This is a genomic window from Clostridium cadaveris (genome assembly GCF_020911725.1).
In the GTDB taxonomy this organism is placed as follows: domain Bacteria; phylum Bacillota; class Clostridia; order Clostridiales; family Clostridiaceae; genus Clostridium_X; species Clostridium_X cadaveris.
On sequence record NZ_CP076620.1, the window covers coordinates 2154945 to 2178488 of the forward strand.

Consider the following 23544-nt stretch of genomic DNA (forward strand, 5'->3'; position numbering starts at 1 on the left):
TGAAGTTAAGAATTCAATTCATTATTACACTTGCTCACTAAATTCAATTTCAGGTGCTGGCTTAACTCCGTTTTTCCTGTCAATAGCTGACACAGCAAAGATTACTGCAAATGCTGCTATACCACCAGGTACCATTGCGCTAAGTCCCCAAGGTGTATTAAATCCATAAATCCATATAGCTGCTACTATTGTACCTGTAACTATTGAAATAAAGCCTGCTCTTTGAGTTACATTCCTATAGAATATACCGCAAATAAATGCTGCGAAAGGACCTGCACTTCTAAGGGCAAAAGCACCCATCATAACGTTTATTATATTTTGAGCGCTTAATGCAACTCCAAGTCCTACTAATCCAACAACAACCATTGTTACACGAGATATCCATACTTCTTTTTTATCATCATGCACACCTTTATTTATATAAGGTCTAAATACGTCATTTGTAAACATTGTAGCTGTACCTATCATATTACCTGATGCACTACTCATAGTTGCTGCAACTATTGCCGCTAAAACAATCCCTGCAACAACAGGAGGTGCAAATCTTATAGTAGCTTCTGCTAAAGCATTCTTTTGAGCTCCACCTAGTGCATATCCATCAATACATACATATGCTAGAAGACCGATTATAGCTGGAACTATAGCATATGCAGCTGATACAACACCAGCAATTACCGATCCAAGCTTTGCTGATTTTCCGTCTTTTGCAGAGCAATAAGTTTGAACTATTTCTTGTCCTGTAGGGAAAGTCATAAAATACATAGCTATATATCCAAATATAGTTGGAATTCCAATTTTAGTCATACTTAAAAGATCAAGATTTCCGTCTGCATTTCCTGTTATGGCCTTTGCTCTCTCAAATAGAGCTCCAAACCCTCCAACAGCATCATTATTTACCATTATGAACATAGCTACTGTCATACCAACTGTAATAAATAAAACGTGCATAAGATTTGCTGCAGTAACAGACTTAAATCCCCCTACCATCGTATAAACGATAACAACCACAGTAGTTATTATAGCGGCAACTTTAAATTCTAATCCTGTAACAACATTGATTATAGAAGCAGTTGCTATTATCTGAGCTCCAGTAGCCATAAAAAGAGCTGCGATAGATGTAAACGCTGTAAATATATGTGATGCTTTTCCATATCTTTTATTTATAATTTCAGGCACTGTATTAGCCTGTGCTTTTCTAAAATATGGAGCTATAAATGAAACTAAAATGAATCCTATACCTGATGCAATAACATACCAGCATGCAGATAAGCCATAGCTGTAAACATTAGTTGCTATACCTGTTGTACTAGCTCCTCCTGTATTAGCTGCAAACAAAGTACCTGCAAGTACTAGAGGTCCTAAAGATTTTCCTGCCATAAGAAAATCATCATTGCTTTCTACAGCCTCTTTAGATTTTTTACGTTTTGATACAAAAAGACCAAGTGCAACTGTAGCTGCCATATATAATAAAATGATTACTAGTGCTGTAATTTGTGTACTGCTCATAATACACTACCTCCAAAATAATTATTAATTTTCATCTTATGGTTAGCCGTTATAATACCCTCCTCTTTCTAGATGAGTATTAACGACTTCTAACTTTTAGATGGAGTTAATACTCCATCTAAAGTTAAAAATTTACTTTATTTAAGTAAAGCTTCTATTACTCCGTAGTAACATTCTGTCACTTTAGTTAATTGGTCTATTTCAATGTATTCGTTTAACGTATGGGCAAGATTTTCTCTTGATGGTCCAAGACCAATTGTCTTAATTCCAGCTTCTCCTGCATAGTGGCTTCCATTTGTACAGAAGTTATATTGAGTTATTTCTGGACTAAATCCTTTTTCCTTAAGCTTTTCATATACAGCTTGTACAAATTCCTCATCCTTATCAAATAACCAACCTGGGAAGAATCTCTCACCTTCTATAACATTTCCTGTATGACACTCTTCTTTTCCTACTGCATAATAAGCTTTTACTTTAAGTTCTGGATCTTCAGACATCAATTTTTTAAGAAGTTCATTTATAGGAGCAAGAACACTTTCTTTTGTCTCTCCTACAAGAAGTCTTCTGTCATAAGTTGCTCTGCAATATTCTGGAACTACTGATGCTCCTGGATATGGAGCTGATTTGATGTCTGTCAATTCCAAAATACCGTCCCCCAAAACAGGATGATGTGTTGGTTTTAATGTACGTATAGCTTCAATAACTTTTGCCATCTTATAAACTGCATTTATTCCTTTCTCAGGATTTGCAGAGTGGCAAGGTTTTCCGATAGTTTCTATTACAATTTCCGCTCTTCCTCTTTGTCCTATTTTTAAATTAAGAGTTGATGCTTCCCCAATTACAACATAATCAGGATTTACAGCTTTACTGATTTCTCTTGCTGCAACACCTTCAAAACATTCTTCATGAACAACTCCAGCCACATAAATTTCACCTGAAAAATCTTTATTTCTGTCATTAGCAAAATCTGATGCTGCGCAAATCATTGCTGAAAGAGAGCCTTTCATATCGGTTGTGCCTCTTCCATATATCTTTCCATCATGAATTTCTGCTGCAAAAGGAGGATACATCCATTCATTTTCTTCTGTAACTGGAACTGTGTCCATATGTCCATCAAATAATATCTTCTTACCAGGTCTATTTCCACGGATACATCCTATTAAATTTCCATATTTATCAACAGTAACTTCATCAAATCCCATGACCTTCATTCTTTCTGAAAGAACTCTAACCACTCCATCTTCATGTCCTGAATAGCTCTTTTCATTTATAAGCTTTTGACATAACTCTATTACTTGTTCCTCTCTTGATCTTTCCATTTTTATTACCTCCTAAATTAATTATTTTCTTTGGTATTTTCCATCCCATACAATTGATTTATAGCTTTCTCCATCTGTGTCGCCTTCAGTGCTGAATAATAACACCTTTGAGTTTTCATCTAATTTAAGTTTTTCTTTTATTTCTTTAAGTTCTGGATTTCTCATGATTTCAGCAACACATCCAAAAGCTGATGCACCACTTTCTCCTGAAATAACCTTGCTATCTCCATGTGATGGATTTCCAAGGATTCTCATTCCTTGTGCTGCTGCATAATCAGGACATGAAATAAAGTTGTCTGCATAGTCTCTTAAAATCTCCCAACCTATGCTACAAGGCTCTCCACAAGCAAGTCCTGCCATTAATGTATCCATATCACCTGTTACAAAGTGAAGTTTTCCATCATTAGCATCTGCTGTACGGAAAACGCAGTCTGCCTTATTTGGTTCAACTATAGTTATAATAGGTCTTTCTTCTCCATAAATAGATGAAAAAAATCCTGTTATAGCTCCTGCAAAAGAACCAACTCCTGCTTGAAGGAATATATGAGTTGGCTTTTCATTAAGCTGTGTATAAGCTTCATAACCCATAGTTCCATAGCCTTGGATTATCCAAGTTGGAATATCCTCATAACCTTCCCAGGCTGTATCCTGTACCATAACCCATCCTTTCTTTTGTGCTTCACTAAATGCAAGTCGAACTGCTTCATCATAATTAAGATCTGTTATAGAGGCTTCAGCTCCTTCTGCTTGTATATTTTTAAGTCTCTCTTTGGAACTTCCTTTTGGCATATAGACAACTGATTTTTGTCTAAGCTGTTTTGCTGTCCACGCAACACCTCTACCATGATTTCCATCTGTAGCTGTAATAAATGTTATTTCTCCAAGTCTTTCTCTTATTTCATCAGAGATTAACTTTTCATATGGAAGATCTGAAATATTTTCTCCAAGCTTATTTGCAAGGTAATTTCCTATTGAATAACTTCCTCCTAAGACTTTAAAAGCATTAAGCCCAAAACGATAAGATTCATCTTTTATATAAACGTTTCCAAGACCCATATCCTTTGCTGTATTTTTCATTTCTGCAAGCGGTGTAAATTCATATACTGGGAAGCTTGCATGAAAATTTTGAACTTTCTTAGCATGTTCAAGGCTTAAAAAATCTAAGTTATATTTGCTTCCTTTTTTTCGTTCGAATTGAACAAGTTTAAATTCTTCTTTCATTTCAATTTCCTTTCCTTAGTGAATTTGTTTACGCTTATATTAATAGCAATTGTTGTGCCAAAATCATTTAAATTAGAAGTTGTTTATTTCTATCATGGCAAAGACCTTAATTTCAATAGATTCATAAAGGATTTTTTATAAAAAAATAAAAGTATTGAATTCTTTACCTTTAAATTTCAATACTTTTATCTATTATCATTTTGAGAAAAATTATCATTTTGAGAATGCTTTTTTATCATTTTGAGAATATTCTTCTAGTTTGCGATACAAAGTTGCAAGTCCTATTCCAAGAGACTTTGCCGCTTTCTTTTTCCCTTCAGTATCACTTCCATAAAGTCTTATAGCTTTAAGTATTTCTTCCTTTTCCAGTTCCTTTAGGCTTCTAACTGTTTCATAGGATACATCTATAGATTCTTTAGTTTCCTCCCTAGCCTCTTCAAAGAAATTGTCAGGGAGAGTTTTTGTATCTAATATTCCTTCATTTTCCATCATATTTATCATAAATTCCATGGTATTTTCTAGCTCTCTAACATTTCCATACCATGGATAATTATAGAGATAATCCATAGTTTCTTCAGATATTCTTCTCAAATTCTTCCCGAAAAGTTTTGCATAACGTTTAGCAAAGAAATAAACGAGTTCTTTTATGTCCTCTCGTCTTTCACGGAGAGGTGCTATTTTAAGAGGAATTACATTTAATCTATAATACAAATCCTCTCTAAATTTATTTGCAGCCATCATTTCCTTTAAATCTTTGTTTGTTGCCGCAATTACACGTACATCTATAGGTATTACTTGATTGGAGCCTATACGTATAATTTTTCTTTCTTGCAATACTCTTAAAAGTTTAACTTGAAGATACAGCGGCATATCCCCTATTTCATCAAGGAAGATTACTCCTTTGTTGGCAAGTTCAAATTTCCCCATACGACCATTAGGATCAGCTCCTGAGAATGCCCCTTTTACATATCCAAAAAGCTCAGATTCTAAAAGAGGCTCTGGTATAGCACCACAGTTTATGGCGACAAACCTATTATCTTTTCTACTGCTTGCTTTCCATATAGCAGTTGCAACCATTTCTTTTCCCGTACCGCTTTCTCCTGTTATCAAAACTGTAGACGTACTTTTAGCGACTTTTTTTATTTCCTTCTGCATATGTATTGTCTGCGGACTGACACCTATTATATTAAAAGAGCTCATTGGATTTATTGTACTAGTTATTTCATAATATTTTTCTTGAAGATCTCTTATACTATCAAATATAAGGACTTTTGAATATCTCTGAGGCTCTTTATTAAGGTCATATAAGTGTCCCATTATGTAATATTCTTTTTCTTTAAGCAGCATTATGTACTCATTTTGACGATTAAGATTATCCCCAGTAGGAGTTACTGTTGCTATACTTCCTTCAAGTTTATCCATTGCAAGCTGACGTTTAGCAGAATCATTAGCCATAGTTATTACATTATCATTACCAAAGATTATTATTCCACGCTCAATATGATTTATGACACAATCAAGGGCATTAAGAATAACAGCTCTTTTCTTCATCTCCGTAACTTCGGCAGCCTTTACCGCAATGAAATCTGCAATCTGTGATAAAAGTTCCAAATACATAGATTCTTTTGATAGAATAAGTTCCTTTTGTTCTTTTGTACTTCCTACAAGGCCTATAGCTCCTATAATCTCTCCACCTAGTCTCAATGGCATTGAAATTTCTATTTCTTCTTTACATGTATCACGCTTAGGACATTTCTGACAAAGAGCTTCCTTACCAGGATTGTATATTATCTCTGTATTTCCTGTAATCATAAGATGCTTGTACACATATCCTTCAGCTGACATATCTTCGTTTATATGCTTTTGAAAAATACCTGTTCCAGCTACACGAAATAGATTTTTATCAACAACCTCTACCTCAACTTGAGCTATTTTTGACATTATATCAGCATATTTCATTACAGTTTCCTGGATTTCAAGAAGTATACTAGCCATGATTTCTCCTTTCTAGCTTTCCCATTATAATTTTTATGTATATATCTATTTTTTTAATAATTAATTATATCACAAATTCGAACTCTTAAGACTCCAAATTTCCCATTTGTAAACTTAAAAAATTTATATTTGCTAATTATTAGAATCATGCAAATGTTCAATCTTCAATTTATGGATATGTGTAAGAAAGGAATCAAACGAGGCAGCCTAAACTGTCTCGCCTATCAAGTCTAACTTTTGGAAACCACATCAATTCTTTCTGAATATAAAGTGTTTTTTTAATCTAATAATATATAAAAATTGACCAATTTTATCTTCTTGGATTTTCAAATGAAGGGGGTGTTGGATTAGGAGCTTCATGAGAAGGTCCTGGATTTGATAAATTGAAATAAAGTTTAGAGTCCTCTGTAACTCCAAAATCTTTATTTGAACCACTCTTTTGAATCTTATTAAGTGCTTCTCTAAATAAAGCATTATGAGCTTCTTCCCTATTGAGCAAAAAATCTATAGTTGCTCGTACTTCCTTGTCTTCAATCTGTCTATATAAATATTCATATACAACTTTTGCTCTTTGTTCTGATGCTATATTCGATAATAAGTCAGCAACTAGATCACCTGTTACTGTTACATAATCTGCAGTCCATGGAGCTCCTGATGAATTAATTAATACTGGAGATAATCCACATTGTACATGAGTTTGAATTTCTCCATTTTTAACATCATTATTATTTACATCATGACCATTTAACAAATTTATTGTTTGTGCAACCATTTCCATATGACTTAATTCTTCCGCACCAATATCTAAAAATAAATCCTTTATTTCTGGATCTTTAATTCTAAAGCTTTGAGAAATATATTGCATTGCTGCCTTTAATTCTCCATTACCTCCACCTAATTGCTCTTGCATTAACACAGCATATTGGGGATTAGGTTTTTCTACTTTTACTTCATGCAATAACTGCTTTTTGTGTTCAAACATACTCTTTCCTCCTTGTTAATAAACATAATTTTAAGTCTATTATTTCATATTATTAGAATTAATATGCACTATATAAATATAAAATCCACGTATAATTTATATGTTTATTTCAAATATTGTGACTAATATTAAAATTTAATTAGGAAGATGATTATATGTCTAACTTAAATGAATTAGAGTTACAAAACTTACGTCATTTAATAAGTGCTCATTCTAATATTGAAAAGAAACTAACTTTCTATTCCCAACAATGCACTGATTCTAACCTTAAACAAATGCTAGAAAAAGATGCTCAGGGTGCTAAAAGAAGTAAAGATACCTTAATGGGATTTCTAAATTAGGAGGAATATATTATGAATGAAAAAGAAATGATTAATGATTACATGGCTGAAATAAATTCTAGTATATCTGCTTATGGTAGCATAATTGCTCAAACTGAAAATGAGCAACTTCGTCAAACAATTCAGGGAATGAGAAATCAAGACGAAATTCGTCAATATGCTTTATTCAAATAAGCAAAGAATAAAACATATTATATTCCTGCTCAACAAGCGACTTCTGAAGAAATTGCTACAGTTAAGCTTCAATTGTCTCAAGATTAATTTACTTAACATAAGATGGAGTCGTAAGATTTATTAAAAAATCTTACGGCTTTGTTAAATTTAAAATAGACTTAAAATCTTAAAAGATATGATATAAAAATCATATAAATTAATTTTTAATAAATTATATTATATATTATGCAACTTATGTATTATGTCATTTTCTACCTTTTGCTCTCCTAGTCTCTCTATGATTTCTGCAAATCTTTCTTTACCCTCTGCCTTTTCATTGTAGTATTCAATGGCTATTTTTATAAGTTTTTTTATATCTTCTTCTTTAAATTTTCTATCCATTGGATTAGCTTTTCTAGCTTTTCTACCAGAACGTCCTCCTAAGAAAATCATAAATTCCATTTCATTTTTTTCTGCATTATAAGATGGCATAACAGAAAAATCATTACTTTGAGCTTTTCCGTAGCTATTTATACATCCAAATACTCCTATCTTAAATTTTCCTGGAACCTTCATACCTAAAAAGTCATTTTCTATTGATTTTGCTAATGCTCTAGTATCTATAAGTCCATGTTTGCATACAGTACCTTTACATGAAATGATTGCCCTTACAGTATTGCCGGCTCCGCCTATTCTAAGATTTCTCTCCTTGGCAAATTTAATAACTTCTTCTATATCTTCTTCTTTTATAAAAGGTATTTCAATAGTAAGTCTGCTCGTAAGACTTATCTCGCCATTTCCATAAGTTTCGGCTATTTTTGCTAGATCTCTCATCTCACTAGCTTTAAAATACCCTACATCACTTAAAAATCTAAAAACATAAAAATCTTCCTGTTTTTGATTTATTATACCTTTTTTCTTTAAGCTTAATTTTTCTTCATTACTAAATTTTCTATTCATTATATCACCTCTTAATATTTCCAACCCTATTATATATCATATATTTGTCAGAAACCTATATAAATATATTATGATAATAATATGTAATTACCTATACATGATAATTTTATAAAATAGAATACCTCATCGAATTAAATCAATGAGGTATTTTTTAGCTATTTTATTTTCTGATAAGCCCTTCGTGGACTTCCGTCTTCAACGGTAATCTGACCACAATATTCAAAACCATTTTTACATAAAATATTCTGCATTATCTTGTTATCTTCGTGAGTATCTATTCTAAGATTTCCGCATTTTTTAAAGCACCATTTAACACATTCATCAAAAATACCTTTTTTCTCACCGCTGCTTGCAATTCTATGAATTGTTCCATAAGGTTTATCATTTATCCATTTTCCGCAGGTAATAACCTTATAGGTTGGATCCTCTCCCACAATAAAAACAAAGACTCCTACTATATTCTTATCTTCTTCTATTACATAGCATATATTATTTAGAATATCTTCTTCTATAAGTTCCCTCTTTGGATATCCATTTAGCCATTGATTAGGATTCCCAGTTTCACATTGAACACGCTTTGCATATGAATATATTTCTAATAACTGATTTATATCTTCAGTTGCTGCATTTCTAATGTTCATCTTAATTTCTCCTCCTAAAACCATTATAAATTTTAATCCTTATACACATTTCTTAATATTTCTATCTCTTTTCCATAACCCTCAAGCTCATTTGGTGTCTCTAAAAAGAATGGAAGATGTTTTAGTTTTGGATGATTTATAATCCTTGTTATTGCTTCAAGTCCTAATGAACCTTCCCCTATTTTTTCATGTCTATCCTTATGGCTTTCAAAAGGATTTTTGCTATCATTTAAGTGAATAGCCTGAAGTCTAGATAGACCTATAATTCTATCAAACTCTTCTAAAACTCCATCTAAATCATTTACTATGTCATAGCCTGCATCATAAACGTGGCATGTGTCAAGACATACACCCATATGATCCTTAAGATTTACTCTATCTATGATTTCAGCAATCTCTTCAAAACTTCTTCCAACCTCTGAGCCCTTTCCAGCCATTGTTTCTAAAAGCACTTTTGTAGTTTGCTCTGGCTTTATAACAATATTTAGCATATCTACAATATAGTTTATTCCTATGTCTACTCCCTGCTTTACATGGCTTCCTGGATGAAAATTATAGAGATTATTTGGCAGGTATTCCATTCTAGCTAAATCATCAGCCATGGTTTCCACAGCAAATTCCCTAGTTCTTTCATCTGCTGAACATGCATTTAACGTATAAGGAGCATGGGCTAAAAGCTTAGCAAATTTATTTTCTTTCATAATTTCTTTAAGAGCTTCTATATCAGACTCATCTATATCCTTTGCTTTTCCTCCTCTTGGATTACGTGTGAAGAATTGAAAGGTGTTTGCATTTATTTGAAGTGCTTCTTTACCCATATTCTCAAATCCTTTTGTAGTTGATAAGTGACATCCTATATTTAACATTACTTTTCCTCCATATTTATATCTAAAGTTTATTATTTGAAACATATAAAAATGTTATTTTTCATATATAAATAATACTATATTAACTATATTTTATGCAACGGATAATTTCTATTATTTAATAAAAATTAGATTATAATAAGATTTTCTTTATGTTTATTTCCTTGTTCTCTAAATATTATAAAAAAATCTCCATGGCATAATTGCCACAGAGATTTAAATAAACCTAATCAATATTTTATATAAAGTATGGTAAATTTGAAATACGTATTTTATTCATTAAGCTGCAATTAACATATATACTATTTGGAATATTAAAATACAAATTGCAGGTAATAGTTGCTTTTTAATTACTCCATAATCATCCTTCATTTCAAGAATTGCAACAGATGTAAGGTTAAAGTTTGCAGCCATAGGTGTACATAATGTTCCACAATAACCACATGTAAGTGCAAGAGATCCAACTATAACAGGATCTGCACCTAATGCAAGAACAAATGGAGCACCTATTCCTACTGTAATAACTGTGATAGCTGCAAAAGCATTACCCATGATCATTGTGAATAAAGCCATTGCAATAGCATATATTATGATACCTACTGTCATATTTCCTGATGGTACTACCTTTCCTACTAGATCAGCGATAACTTGTCCTACACCTGCTGAAGTAAATATAGCACCTAATGCTCCTAAAAGCATAGGAAGCATACTGAACGCTCCAACAGTATCAAGAAGTCTTCTTGAATCATCAATAAAGACTTTTGGTGTATTGTCTTTTGAAAAAATCATCATAAGAACAACAGAAACCAAAACTCCTACTCCCACTCCTACAAGAGCACTGATCTTTGTAAATAATGCAAATGCAAGGGCACAACATCCTATTGCAAGAGCAGGTATAAATATTTTCATTCCTATTTTATTATAATTCTGTTTTGATTCTTCAGCTGTAGGAACATTCCAAGTACCTTTGCTAACTTTATTAAGCATAGCTGGAGCGGCCATAATAACAACAAGTCCTCCAATTATCATCTTTCCTACATTAACTTTGTCTACAACAATTGTTGAGATAGGTTTACCAATAATAAATATAATAGCTAGTGAACACCAAAATACTGCTGTGCCTAGTCTATGAGGGTTACCTTTATCTTTAGCATTTTTGATTCCTGTGTAAAGAGCTATAAAACCCATGATTATATAAAGTATTTCTAAAAGTTTATTACTAAGTGATAATTGTCCAAAATAACTAAACATTATTTACCCCCCTTTACACTAAGAGTTTCCTTAGATCCGTAGTATTTCTTAAATAATTTTTTATCTTCTAGATAATAGTAAATTGAAGCTAAAACTGTTGCAAATACGGCTACTGGAATTTGTACTTTTGCAAGATCAATAAGTTCTACATTATAACCTAGTTCTGCTAAAGTTGATTGCACTAAAATTGCTCCAGAACCACCTACGAACAATACTTGTCCAAAGAACCATGTGATATTTTCCATACCTGCACTCATACCTTTGATTGCATCAACGTGTTCTTCATTAGGCTCATTACCTGTCGCTTCTATTGCACCTATTGTCATAGGCATGATTACAGGACGAACAAAACCTGCAACTCCTCCAAAACCTACATTAAATGCTGCAAATACAACTCTCATTAGTCCATAAAATGCTATTACAAGACCTGATGTAGCATTTTTAGCCTTTGAAATAAGATTTGCTGCCGCCTCTTTTAATCCATTACGCTCAAGAGTACCTGTTGCTATCATTACAATTATGAAAATACACATGCTTCTATTTGCTATAAAAGCATTACCTAAATTCTCAAGTAGTCCTGCTATTCCAAGACCTCCAGTAATTGATGTAACAAGTGCCGCTGCCATAATGATTGATATTGGGTTCATTTTGATTGCAAAACCAATAATAACAATTAAGACACCTAAAAGTTTTATCATTTCTTTCACTCCTTTTAATTTTTTTTATATAAAATTATAAATTAGATAACTTACTCTAGGACAGGGGGACGATTACGTATATATTTAAGGGAAGATTTTTCATAAACACACCTTGAGTTAAGAATCATATCAATACCTGCAAGAGTATGCATTTTATGAGTTCTTGCACAAAGATAAAGGTACTCATCTTGTGCTGTTTCATCAGCTACTTCAGATGTAAAAGAAATAGCTGTAATCCACGGAAATCTCACTGCCATATATCCATGCTTAGGATTATAGGATGAAGGCACCCAATAATTTATCATATTTTTATAGTAATCTGCCGGAAAAAGCTTTGGCATCCACCTATGAGCATATTTTTCATGACGATTCTTCCAATCCATATTCCACTCTTGAATTTCATTGTCATCTATTAAAGAATCTGCAATTGCATCGGCAAGCTGCTCATTAAGTTTCTTGTTGTTTTTATAGCATTCATCGGTATTATACCAATAATATCCATATAGCAATGCACGTGGAAGCCAGAATCCCTTAAACCAAGGTGAAGTATATCCAGCAAATTGCTGTTCCCACTCATGAGATGGAACTCCATGATTATCTACAAAAACGTCAGGAAGCCATCTATAATAAAGCCTTCTAACAGCATATGCTTCAGTGTGTATTGTTTCAATATCATAATAATCACGATAAAACTCTTTTCCTAAAGAATTATATCTAGCTATATGAAATATCCATGTAGGATGCTGTTTTTGAAGTTCATAGTGTATAGCTGCTCCATCCGCATTTTCCATAGGTGTTATAAGTAAATTCATGCGATTTCCTAGGCCTTTATATTTTTCATTTGTCAAAATTTCTTTTAAAACCATAAACGCCGCATTAGTTGCTGAAACCTCATTAGCATGGTGACGTGAATTAATAAGCTCAGTTGGATTTAAGTTTATAAGCTTATTAGTGGATACATATCCTTTAAAATCTGGCAAAATTCTTATTGTATAAATATCTCTGCCTTGATATGTCTGTCCAGATTTAAACACCTTAATTCCTTTTACATGTTTTAGTTGCTCCATTATCTCTATATATTGTTCATATCCTATAAGCTGATTTTCCAATATATCAATGTCTTCTATATCTATATACTGTTTTCTTTCTTCAGTATATTTAGGAAGCTTAGCAGAAAATCCCTTGCGGTTTTCTGATGTTTTAATTGAAATTTCACCATAAGCAGAAAGTTCCTCACCTATTTGAAGCATTGATTTGTGTATTAAATTTGACATAGACTCTGCTAAACTATCTGTATTACCCTTAGAATCAACAACAAAAGACATACCTACTTTATTATCAATATCATAGAGTTTATCAATATAAATAGTCACATCTTGCTTTTTTACTGAACTTTCTACTATACTTCCATCAAAATCTATAAACGGATCATTTGAATGTGATTTATAGTGTGTAAATTTAAAATAAGGTTTTCCTTCCTTCTGCTCTATTATCGGAAGCATAAGGCCAGGAGCTTCCAAATTTGCACCTGTAGTAGTCATACCATAAGTCTTGAAGAAATCAAGTCCAGCAAAATAAATGTCTTCATGTAATGCATTTAATGGAGAAAATAAATCCTGTCTAGTTCCAAGTTCACGTTCTGTTTCACTTAGACCAATTTCCATCTTCATCTGTGCAAAGAAAGGTTGCATATCTTCTGTAGGCTTTCCATCACACTGCTTATCTATAAATTCTTTGCAATATCCTAAAACTCGTGTTTGATAGATATCCCATACACTTTCAAGGTCTGTTGCTACTCTTTCATTAACAATGGTTTTTCCATTAACAACAGCTTTTATATATCCTGTTGATGGGTGCACAAGTCCCATATTAGGGAAAATATCTAAATATGGCCTTTCGATGTATGCCGCTTTGTAAGTATCTGAAAAAACTTTTTTATCCTCTTGAGAAATCGCTTCCACAAGATATGTTATGTCTTCATCGCCCTCATAAATCTCCATGTGTATGTCATCTCGACTTATACCAAGTTTTGCACAGATTATATCATCTACAGGATATAATTCTTGAAGATATCTAAGTGGTAAATCAAACCATTTTTCAGGATCTCCATCTGTTTTATAGCTTGGTGAACGTCCATCAACATCTCCCCAATCCTTTTCCCCTGGTTTCATGAAAGGTTTAAAATATACAGTCATTGACTTTATATCTTTATCTGCTAATTTAGGAGTTACTACCTCCTCAAGCCATGAAAATCCCTGCTTATAGGCACATATGATTTCACAATTACTTACATTTGCACCTTTCTTGTACGCTTCTTTTTCGATAAACTCTTTAACCTTAACACGAGCATCAATATCCTCACTAAGAGCTCCATATATCTCTACAATATCGCCACTATTTAGTACAGGAAAAAGCTTTTCTATAAGTATATCCTTTGCCACATCAACTTCCCATGGAATATCAAATTCTTTTTCATAAACGCTTTCAAAATCTATATATTTTTTAAATTCCACCTCAGGATAAGCGGCTTTTAATTTTTCATATTTTTTTTGAACATCTGGTGAAAAATAGCATGTTGTATTATTATTTATCTTCTTTTTATTAGCTTCTAGATAACATAACTGTCCATCTAAGTTTTTCATCGCGAAGCTTTCTCTCATTACATCAACAAAATCAACAATGTGATTTTCATCGTTGCCTGCTATAGGGTAATGTGAACATATATTTGTAATAAACCTTATTAAATCATCGCCGGACCCATTTACTTTTATATTTAAGCTAACACTATCCTCCATCTCAATAGAGCAGCTTCCTTCAGCTGTAAAATTAATTGTATTTCTATCAAGATCTATATCATCTGAAAGAACAGGATAATTCGAAGTAACCATCTCAAGTCCAAAACGACAGTTTAATTCACAGGCTGCTCTTACCACAGAAATATCATAACTATCTAAAGTAATAGCGGCATCAAATCTATCTGGCAATCCATCATTGTCGCAATCCTTCATAAGAAAATCTTTTTCAAAAAGATACTCAAGGCCTTTTTTAGCTGTATCATAAAGAGGCTTCATTGGAAGAGCTGATTTCGTAGATGAAACAAAATCCTTAATTTCTATTTCTCGAGAATTTTGAGAGAAGTCTTTTGTAAGACCATTAAAATTATCACTTATAAACTTAAATGCAGCTTCTATTCCATTACTGTTTTTTATACTTGTCCAATATGTGTTATCTTCACTATAAATATAGAAATCATTATTATCTACAACTATATTTTTCTTTTCTTCACATTTTCCTAAAATAAAATATATCGTATCTTTTTTATGTATGTCATAACAATCAGTCGTTACAGGAAACTCTATGGATACAGAATGGAATCCTATAAGTCCTGCCAATTCAACGGCTAGTTTCTTTTCCTCTATAGTCGCATAATCTTTTATAATCATTTTTACTTGATTTATAATATTAATTGCAATCACCACCAATATTTATTTTTTAATGTTTTGAGACTTACATAACTAATTAATCTTACTAAAAAAACGTTGCACAAATATTCAGAACTTTAATCCAAAGTGAATACTCTCCCAACTAAAAAAATCTTCTTAAAATTCTTTTTTATTAATTATAATAACGCATAAATATTTTGTCAACTGAATAGGGATTTTTCTGATAATAATCCAAAAAAAACATCCTCAAATTTATAATAATACTTTTGCACTATCTATAGATACTATAAAATTTTTAATTTTATTAAAAATTAATTTTGAAATCAAAAGACTTCTATAATTATATCTGTTAAATTATAGAAGCAATATTAATTTATTTAATATCCTTTTTAAAACATCACAGGATTATTTATTTAAACCCATTCTTTAAAAGCTTAATGTATACTTCAATAACCTTATAAAATGATTCTATTTCCTCTATAGTACATTCTTTAAGCAAATCATCTAAAGTTTTCGCAATGTCTATTGTATCGTAAAGTTTATGTGCCTTACTTAATTTTAATCCATCTTCTGTTACAAATAGTAATACGGTTTTTGCATTATTTTCAGTTTTGTGCCTATATACTAACCCCTTATCTACAAGCTTACTTACAGTCTGGGACAAAGCTCCCTTAGTTTTATTCCAGTACTTTGCTAAATTCGTTATTGTAGTTCCTGGATTTTCTTCTATATATGTAAGAATATGTGCTTCAGTCATAGAAACTACTTGACCAATTCCATAATCATGGGTAGAAACAATATAATCATTATATAGCATAACAAATTGGTAAATATTATTATGTCTATCATTTAATTCATGAAATTTCTCATTTAAATTGTTTTGATCTTTTATATCCATTCTTATCCCTCATTTCGTCAATGTTAATTATGTCATATAAATAGATTATTTTCAAACAAAAGTATTTACGTCATTTATTGTTTAGTATCTAAATTATTTTTATAAATTCATTGACATATTTATGAATTTATTGTAGATTAATATTGTAAATTGTTTAGCGGTTAAACTATATTTTTTTAAAAAAGGGGTTTTGAAAATGTCAGTAAAAGAATTTTGCGAAAAATATTATATTAGTAGGAAAGGAACTAACTCATTAAAATGGGATGCCTTAGACGCTCGTTTTGGAGATCCTGATCTAATATCTATGTGGGTAGCAGATATGGAATTCAAAACAGCTCAACCTATTATTGATGCGTTAATCCATCGTGTTCAACATGGAATTTATGGATACTCATATGTTCCTGATTCTTACTATGAATCCTTTATCAACTGGGAAAATGAGCATCATGGCTTTCAACCAAAAAAAGAATGGATTCGTATTACACCAGGTATAGTTGCAGCATTATACTGGTTTGTAAATATGTTTACCAAAGAAAACGATTCAGTAATAATTCTAACACCAGTATATTATCCTTTCCACAACTGCGTAAAGGATAACAACCGCAAACTTGTTACTTGTGATTTAAATTACTCTAAGGGACAATTCACAGTTAATTATGAAAAATTTGAAACAAAAATAATTGAAAATGATGTTAAAATGTTTATATTATGTTCTCCTCATAATCCTGCAGGAAGAGTTTGGACAAGCGAAGAGCTTGAAAGGATGCTAGCTATCTGTAAAAAGCATAATGTATTAGTTGTTTCCGATGAAATTCATCAAGATATAACTGCACCAGGATGCAAACATATTCCTAGTGCTACTATAGCTAATGGAAAATATATGGACGATATTATTACATGTAATGCACCATCTAAGACATTTAACCTTGCTACTTGTCTTACTTCCAATATTATAATCTCTTGTCCTGAAAAGAGGGCAATATATGATGAATACATAAAAAAGGTAGCTCAAGTTGAAGTAAATGTTTTTGGAATAACTGCTGCAGAAGCAGCATACCGCTATGGCTCAGAATGGAGAGGTGAAGTTCTTGATGTTATTTACAGCAACTACAATTATGTAAAAGAGCAGATGAAAGAATTCCCTGAAGTTTATATAGCTCCATTAGAAGGAACTTATTTAGTATTTATGGATTTAAGAGCTTATGTGCCTTTAGAAAACATAAAGGATTTCACTCAAAACAAATGCAGATTAGCTGTAGACTATGGTGAATGGTTCGGAGAAAATTGGAAAGGTTTCATTAGACTTAACATGGGAACACATCCTGACATCGTAAAGAAAGCTGTAGAAAATATCAAACTTGCTCTAAAAACTCAATATTGCAAATAAATAATTAAATAAAGGAGATTAATTCTATGAAAAAATTATTTCAGACATATAAATCTTCCATACTATTACTTGCTTGCATGATAATCGGTGCAGTTTCAGGTTATTTTTGGGGAGAGGGAGCTTCAGTCCTTCAACCAATAGCAGACATATTTTTAAATTTGCTATATTGTAGTATTGTACCACTAATCTTCGTTTCTTTAGTTTCATCTATAGGAAAAATGAAAGATTTAGCTAAACTTAGAAAAGTTTTACTTATAATGTTAGTATCTTTTATAATAACTGGTATCATAGCCAGTCTCTATATGGTATTTGTTACTGGTGTATTCGACCCTGCTAAAGGAACTACTATTGCATTTGATAAGACAACTGAAGAATTTACAGGAAGCACAAATTTCTTGTCAATGTTCACTGTAAATGATTTTCCTGGTCTTTTATCTAGAAAGAATTTAATGGCTCTTATGGTATTTACAATTATATTCGCTATTTCTTTAGTTAGTATAGGAGAAAAAGGAAAAGTAATAACTGATTTTATGGATGCACTTTCAGACGTAATATTAAAACTTATTGGTATAATAATGAAACTAGCTCCACTAGGTCTAGGATGTTACTTTGCAATATTAATGGGTCAAAATGGAAAAGAGTTAATAGGACCTTTATCAAGAGCTATTATAGTTTATCTTGTTGCAGTAATTATTTACTATGCATTATCTAATACACTATTTGCATATATTGGTGCAGGTAGAGAAGGAGTTAGGCGATATTGGAAACACTGCATTACCCCAACTATAACTGCACTTGGGACATGCTCTAGTGCAGCTTCCATACCAGTTAACCTAATTGCAGCAAAAGAAATTGGAGTATCAGATGATATAGCAGACATCTCAATTCCTATGGGTGCTAATTTGCATAAAGACGGAGCCTGTATAATCACAATACTAAAAATAGCCTTTATGTGCTCTGTATTTAATATTCCATTTTTAACAGTGCAAAATATTATAACAGCTGTAGTAGTTTCTGTAGTGGCCTCAACAGTAATGGGTGCAATTCCTGCTGGTGGCTATGTAGGAGAAATATTCATAGTTTCAGCATTTGGATTTCCTCAAGTATCCATTCCAATAATGGTTCTAATAGGAACAATTACAGATGCTCCAGCTACAGCAATCAATGTAACAGGTGATGTAGGCATAGCAATGATAATTTCTCGTTTTGTAGAAGGCAAAAATTGGCTTCAAAATAAATTAAGCCTAAAAGCTCAGCAATAAATTTAAAAGCAATTAAAAATCGCTTCGTATTTCATTTTATACAAAGCTAGCCCAATAAACTGCTATTGTTAAAGATGTTTATTGGGCTTTTTTATAGATTAATTAAGTTAGTGTTTATTCATATATTGAGTTATATTGTAAAAAATCTTCTAGTCATTCTATGATACTTGTTAAGCCGAAGTTATATTGTAAAAATTCACTATAATAAGACTAATAACTACAAAGTTGAATACCTTTAAAACATATAACTCTTTAATTGATTTATTATATCTAGATCCTAATATTCCTCCTAAAATTCCTCCAACTATCATAAAAGGCATAACTGATAAATCAAAGGTTTCAAATCCTGTGGTTGTTGCTATACTTATAAGTTTGGATCCTTGAGAAAAAAGTATTGTAACTATTGAGTTTACTGCTGCCTCCTTAGTATTCATAGAAAAAAACAATGTTAATACGCATACATTTATAGGTCCTCCTCCTATGCTTAAAAAAGATGCTATTGATCCTAAGCCTATTCCTATTAATATGCATGAAAAAATCCCAGATACATTATAAGTCTTAAATTTATTTCTATTATTCATAAATATGTATACTGATATCAATAAAATTAAAAGAATGCTATTTTGAATCGTAGTTATGCTACTTCCATCACTTAAGTTTAATACGTATTTAAGCACTTTTTCTCCAATAACTCCACCAACGATAGATCCTATACCAATTAAAATAGTCTTCTTGTATTGAATTTTAAATCTATATCTTATTTGCTTTATTATAGAAACTATCGCCATTGAAAATACCGTCATAGATGATAGAACACTTATGGTTGCCACATTAAAGTCCCCTAACACATCTAATAAAGGCTTTATGATAACTCCTCCGCCAAGTCCTGCCATAGATCCAGCCGTAGTTGCAAATAAAGCTATGAAAAAATAAATAATTGTCATTTTTATATTCCTCTTTAATCATGCTGAATTATTTTTTATTATAAAAGGGGCCCTTATAGTACCTCTATTTTAATCCTAGGCTTACATAATCATTCTTATTTTTTGAACTAGCCTCTACACATTCTTTCTTATTGACTTTCCATTCCTTTTTCACAGGGATTTCACCTTGCAAAATCATATCATTTGTATCCTTTAAATGTTTTTCAAGTTTATCTCTCAGATGAATTCTTATATTTTCATACCTAAGATCATCTATCAAATTATTTCTCTCTCCAATATCATAGTATAAGTCAAATAATGCTTCTTCATACTTTACTTGACTGCTTAAATCGTTTTTCATATAAAACTCTTTGGATAAAGATGAATCTATGTTTGATCTATTAATATTTAAATATTCTTTATCATAGTATCTTATATACTTATATCTTTTGGTTCTTACACATCTAATAGGTTCATAAGATGTATGAAAAGTAACCTCTGCAAAAATTTCTTCTCTCGTTGGTGCTTCAACATTTATAAAGGATTCTGCAAAAGACTTTCCTTCTAAATATTCAGGTTTATCTAACTCTAACAAATCACATAAAGTTGGAAATACATCAATATGAGAAACCAAATTATCTATAACTTTACCATTAGCACTAGAATTAGGAACTCTCATGATAAGACTTACTCCTATTCCACTATCAAATAAAGTACATTTGCTAAAAGGATTTGCTAGTCCATGATCTGTAGTAAATATAATTATTGTATTATTATATTTATTTTCTTTTTTTAACGTTTCTATAACCTTCCCAAAACAATTATCTGCACTCTTAGCACTTGTCATATATCTTGCATGATCTCTTCTAGTCATTGCATTATTAGGAATTGGATAAGGTGGTCTTATCATATTTTCATCTATCTCTTCATCTATGCAATCAGGATATCTTCGATGAGTAGAGTACATTCCATATGAAATAAAAAACGGCTTTTCTCCATGATAATTTTCTATCCATTCACTTAAACTTTCAGCATTTTTTTGATCCCATAACGTTAAGTCCTCTTGTCTATATTCTTTATTATCATTAGTTATATTTTCATTGTAACCTATAGTTTTAGCTCCTAAATCATGGTCTAAATACCATCCTGCTTCGTGTTGAATACCACATAAAATAGTATGATAATTATTTTTATTCAAGTAATTCACCAAATGCTTATTGTAATCTATAGAAAACCCTCTTTGTGCTAGTCCTAACATCCCATTTTGATGCGGATAAGTTCCAGTAAGTAATGCAGCTCTTGAAGGTGAACATGTAGGTGAAACGCAGAAACTTTCTGTAAATATAGCTGCATCCTCAGCAAACTTGTTTAAATTTGGTGTTGGTACATTATAGCCATAAGGCGATAATATTCTTCCTGAATCATGGGTATGTATATATATAATATTCATATATCTTGCTCCCTTCACTGCTTCTATACTAAGTTCACTTTTACATTTAAGAATTTATCATATATTGTTTGTTTTCTCTTAGTGAAAAAGAAAGAACATATACAGAATATACTAAAAGCATTAGCAATAATTTGTAAATAACTAAAATTATTACCTAATTTAAGCATCAGTATATCTACTAAATAAATATAATTAGGGTTCAATATCCCCCCTAATAAAAATATAATTAATCCTTGTCTCATTAATAGTGTCTTTTTCGAAATAATGTTGCCATATTTTTCATAAACTTTAAGTTTGAATATGGTTTTTCCTAAGGTTTTTCCTTGATTAAAAAGAGGTATTATTATAAGAAATATAAAAGCTATGATTATTGCTATCTCATCATATAACACTCTATATTCGAAGGGTAGCTTATCTAAAACTATATAATTAATTTTCAGTTTAATATTGATAGAATAATAGGCTATTACGCTAGTAACCATTAAAATTATTAAATAGTCTGATATATACGCTCCTAATCTAGTTAGTTTTTCTTTTTTATTTTCATTTCTAACTTTCTCTTTCATATTTCCTCCTCTTTTTATTCTATATTTGAATTATGAAATCTAATTTTTAGGTGGAGCAAAGAAAGCTCCACCTTTCATCAATTTTTATTTTTATTGTGAAATAGATTCTATATACTCATCAATTTCTAATTTTATTATATTAACCTTTGGACCATATACTACTTGTACATTTTTGCCTCTCAATAAGGTATTGTGAGCACCAGTCTTTTTAAGTGCCTCTTGATCTATTACATCCAATTTCTTTACATTAACTCTTAATCTAGTAGCACAGTTGTCAAGGTCTGCAATATTTTGCATTCCTCCTAAAGCATTAATTATCTCCTTTGCTTGTCCACTTTGATATGAGGTACTGATTTTCATTTCCTCTTCCTCATCATCTTCTCTTCCTGGAGTTTTAGCATTTAGTTTAGTTATTAAAAATCTAAATATAACGTATGTAGCTATGGCAAAAGGAATTCCTAAAATTATAATCCATACATATCCAGTCTTTGCATTGCCTTGGAATACTCCAAATAATAAGAATTCTATAAGTCCTGCTGAGAATGTTGAACCTATTGTTACACCTGCAAAGGCACACGCTACAAAACCGAATGCGAATATAATAGCTTCAGCTATAAATAAAATAGGATTAGCAAATAATAATGCAAATGATATCGGTTCTGTTACTCCTGTAATAAAACATGTTAATGCAATAGATAGTATAAATCCAAATGCTCTCTTACGCTTTTGCTTATCTGGTATAGATCGATACATAGCTAAACATACAGCTGGTAATGTAAATAACATATGTATGTATCTACCACTGTTATATAACGCTATATTACCAAAGAAATGTGTAGTATTTGGATCTGCTAATTGTGCTAAAAATATATTTTGCCATCCTTCTATAACTACACCGCCAACCTCTGCTACTCCGCCTGCTGCAGTTGTCCAGAATGGCAAATAGAATACGTGATGCAATCCAAATATATATAAAGTTCTTAAAATAAGTCCATACAAAAATGCTCCAAAAACACCTAGCCTAGAAGCTAATACTCCAAAGGATGCAATAGCATTACCTATTGCTGGCCATACAAAGAACATTATGACTCCAAATATGCAACCTACTACTGTTGTTATAATAGGAACACTTCTTGAGCCTCCAAAGAAAGCTAATACTTCAGGAAGTTTTAATTTATAAAATTTATTATGTACCCAAGATGTATATAAACCTGCTAAAACTCCTCCGAATACCCCCATCTGTAAAGTCATTATTCCGAATTGAGCTCCTTGTCCTAATGATTTAGGATCCACTCCTTGTCCTGGTAATTGATTTGTTACTTTTAATAAAGCATTAATAGTTGTTATAAGTACGAAATATCCTACAACTGCCGACAATCCTGCAGTTCCTTTATCAGCTTTAGCAAGTCCAACTGATATACCTACTGCAAATATAAGTGGTAAAGCATCAAATACGCTCTTTCCAATAGCATTTAAAATTTGAAGGAATGCTTGTAATCCTTGGGATCCAAGCATAGGATATGCCTCTATAACTGCTTTATTTGTAAGAGCAGCTGCTAGTCCTAAAAACAATCCTGCAACTGGTAGAATGGCTATGGGAAGTAATATAGCTTTCCCTAGCTTCTGTGCTATGCCAAAGGTTCCATTGGCCACTTTGTTTTCCTTAATACTCATTTTAGACC

20 protein-coding genes are annotated in these 23544 nt (G+C 31.6%); 4 read left to right on the forward strand and 16 right to left on the reverse strand.

What is annotated here, in order from left to right:
- Positions 1-24: 24 nt before the first annotated feature.
- The 5 genes from KQH81_RS10185 to KQH81_RS10205 all read right to left on the reverse strand — a co-directional run bounded on the left by KQH81_RS10185 (position 25) and on the right by KQH81_RS10205 (position 7023).
- Positions 25-1506, reverse strand: coding sequence for a sodium:solute symporter family protein (locus KQH81_RS10185; protein ID WP_027640023.1), 1482 nt, complete (start codon positions 1504-1506; stop codon positions 25-27).
- Between the two features lie 137 nt (positions 1507-1643).
- A complete protein-coding gene (locus KQH81_RS10190) occupies positions 1644-2825 on the reverse strand; it encodes a YgeY family selenium metabolism-linked hydrolase (protein ID WP_027640024.1) in 1182 nt (393 codons plus the stop codon).
- A 21-nt stretch (positions 2826-2846) separates the two neighbouring features.
- The gene (gene dpaL / locus KQH81_RS10195; RefSeq protein WP_230028205.1) at positions 2847-4046 is read right to left on the reverse strand and encodes a diaminopropionate ammonia-lyase; all 1200 of its coding nucleotides are present in this window, start codon (positions 4044-4046) and stop codon (positions 2847-2849) included.
- A gap of 213 nt (positions 4047-4259) precedes the next feature.
- Entirely contained in the window at positions 4260-6041 is a 1782-nt protein-coding gene (locus KQH81_RS10200; protein WP_027640026.1) for a sigma-54 interaction domain-containing protein, read from the reverse strand.
- 310 nt (positions 6042-6351) lie between these two features.
- The gene (locus tag KQH81_RS10205; RefSeq protein WP_099335619.1) at positions 6352-7023 is read right to left on the reverse strand and encodes a manganese catalase family protein; all 672 of its coding nucleotides are present in this window, start codon (positions 7021-7023) and stop codon (positions 6352-6354) included.
- A 155-nt stretch (positions 7024-7178) separates the two neighbouring features.
- Between KQH81_RS10205 and KQH81_RS10210 the strand changes: the two genes are divergently transcribed.
- Together KQH81_RS10210 and KQH81_RS10215 are read left to right on the forward strand one after the other, a co-directional pair.
- Complete coding sequence (locus KQH81_RS10210; RefSeq protein ID WP_027640028.1) at positions 7179-7364, forward strand: hypothetical protein; 186 nt, start codon at positions 7179-7181, stop codon at positions 7362-7364.
- 12 nt (positions 7365-7376) lie between these two features.
- Positions 7377-7538, forward strand: a complete 162-nt coding sequence (locus KQH81_RS10215; protein WP_230028206.1) for a spore coat protein — start codon at positions 7377-7379, stop codon at positions 7536-7538.
- A 216-nt stretch (positions 7539-7754) separates the two neighbouring features.
- Here the strand turns inward: KQH81_RS10215 and KQH81_RS10220 are convergent, their stop codons facing one another.
- From KQH81_RS10220 to KQH81_RS10250, 7 genes are all read right to left on the reverse strand, one after another.
- Positions 7755-8477, reverse strand: a complete 723-nt coding sequence (locus tag KQH81_RS10220; RefSeq protein ID WP_099335620.1) for a nitrite reductase — start codon at positions 8475-8477, stop codon at positions 7755-7757.
- A 155-nt stretch (positions 8478-8632) separates the two neighbouring features.
- Positions 8633-9118 (reverse strand): acetyltransferase, encoded by a 486-nt coding sequence (locus KQH81_RS10225; protein ID WP_035771320.1) that lies wholly within the window; start codon positions 9116-9118, stop codon positions 8633-8635.
- Positions 9119-9150: 32 nt separating this feature from the next.
- Positions 9151-9984 carry a deoxyribonuclease IV gene (locus KQH81_RS10230; protein WP_027640031.1) on the reverse strand — a complete coding sequence of 278 codons (834 nt, stop codon included), beginning with the start codon at positions 9982-9984 and terminating at the stop codon, positions 9151-9153.
- Positions 9985-10263: 279 nt separating this feature from the next.
- Complete coding sequence (locus KQH81_RS10235) at positions 10264-11235, reverse strand: DUF979 domain-containing protein (RefSeq protein ID WP_035771321.1); 972 nt, start codon at positions 11233-11235, stop codon at positions 10264-10266.
- Positions 11235-11933, reverse strand: coding sequence for a DUF969 domain-containing protein (locus KQH81_RS10240; RefSeq protein WP_027640033.1), 699 nt, complete (start codon positions 11931-11933; stop codon positions 11235-11237). Before KQH81_RS10240 ends, KQH81_RS10235 begins: the two co-directional genes overlap by 1 nt.
- Before the next feature lie 50 nt (positions 11934-11983).
- Positions 11984-15376, reverse strand: a complete 3393-nt coding sequence (locus KQH81_RS10245) for a M14 family metallopeptidase (RefSeq protein ID WP_168972335.1) — start codon at positions 15374-15376, stop codon at positions 11984-11986.
- Positions 15377-15785: 409 nt separating this feature from the next.
- The gene (locus KQH81_RS10250) at positions 15786-16274 is read right to left on the reverse strand and encodes a MarR family winged helix-turn-helix transcriptional regulator (RefSeq protein WP_027640034.1); all 489 of its coding nucleotides are present in this window, start codon (positions 16272-16274) and stop codon (positions 15786-15788) included.
- A gap of 196 nt (positions 16275-16470) precedes the next feature.
- Here KQH81_RS10250 and KQH81_RS10255 point away from each other — a divergent pair, with 196 nt between their 5' ends.
- Positions 16471-17661 (forward strand): MalY/PatB family protein, encoded by a 1191-nt coding sequence (locus KQH81_RS10255; protein WP_027640035.1) that lies wholly within the window; start codon positions 16471-16473, stop codon positions 17659-17661.
- 26 nt (positions 17662-17687) lie between these two features.
- On the forward strand, positions 17688-18923 hold the full coding sequence (locus KQH81_RS10260) for a dicarboxylate/amino acid:cation symporter (protein WP_027640036.1): 1236 nt from the start codon (positions 17688-17690) through the stop codon (positions 18921-18923).
- 170 nt (positions 18924-19093) lie between these two features.
- Here the strand turns inward: KQH81_RS10260 and KQH81_RS10265 are convergent, their stop codons facing one another.
- From KQH81_RS10265 to KQH81_RS10280, 4 genes are all read right to left on the reverse strand, one after another.
- Positions 19094-19867: a sulfite exporter TauE/SafE family protein gene (locus tag KQH81_RS10265; protein WP_027640037.1), complete on the reverse strand. Its 774-nt coding sequence runs from the start codon at positions 19865-19867 to the stop codon at positions 19094-19096.
- 64 nt (positions 19868-19931) lie between these two features.
- A complete protein-coding gene (locus KQH81_RS10270; RefSeq protein ID WP_027640038.1) occupies positions 19932-21296 on the reverse strand; it encodes a sulfatase family protein in 1365 nt (454 codons plus the stop codon).
- Between the two features lie 23 nt (positions 21297-21319).
- Positions 21320-21862 carry an RDD family protein gene (locus tag KQH81_RS10275; protein ID WP_027640039.1) on the reverse strand — a complete coding sequence of 181 codons (543 nt, stop codon included), beginning with the start codon at positions 21860-21862 and terminating at the stop codon, positions 21320-21322.
- A gap of 90 nt (positions 21863-21952) precedes the next feature.
- Positions 21953-23536 carry a PTS transporter subunit EIIC gene (locus KQH81_RS10280; RefSeq protein ID WP_035771323.1) on the reverse strand — a complete coding sequence of 528 codons (1584 nt, stop codon included), beginning with the start codon at positions 23534-23536 and terminating at the stop codon, positions 21953-21955.
- Between the last annotated feature and the right edge of the window lie 8 nt (positions 23537-23544).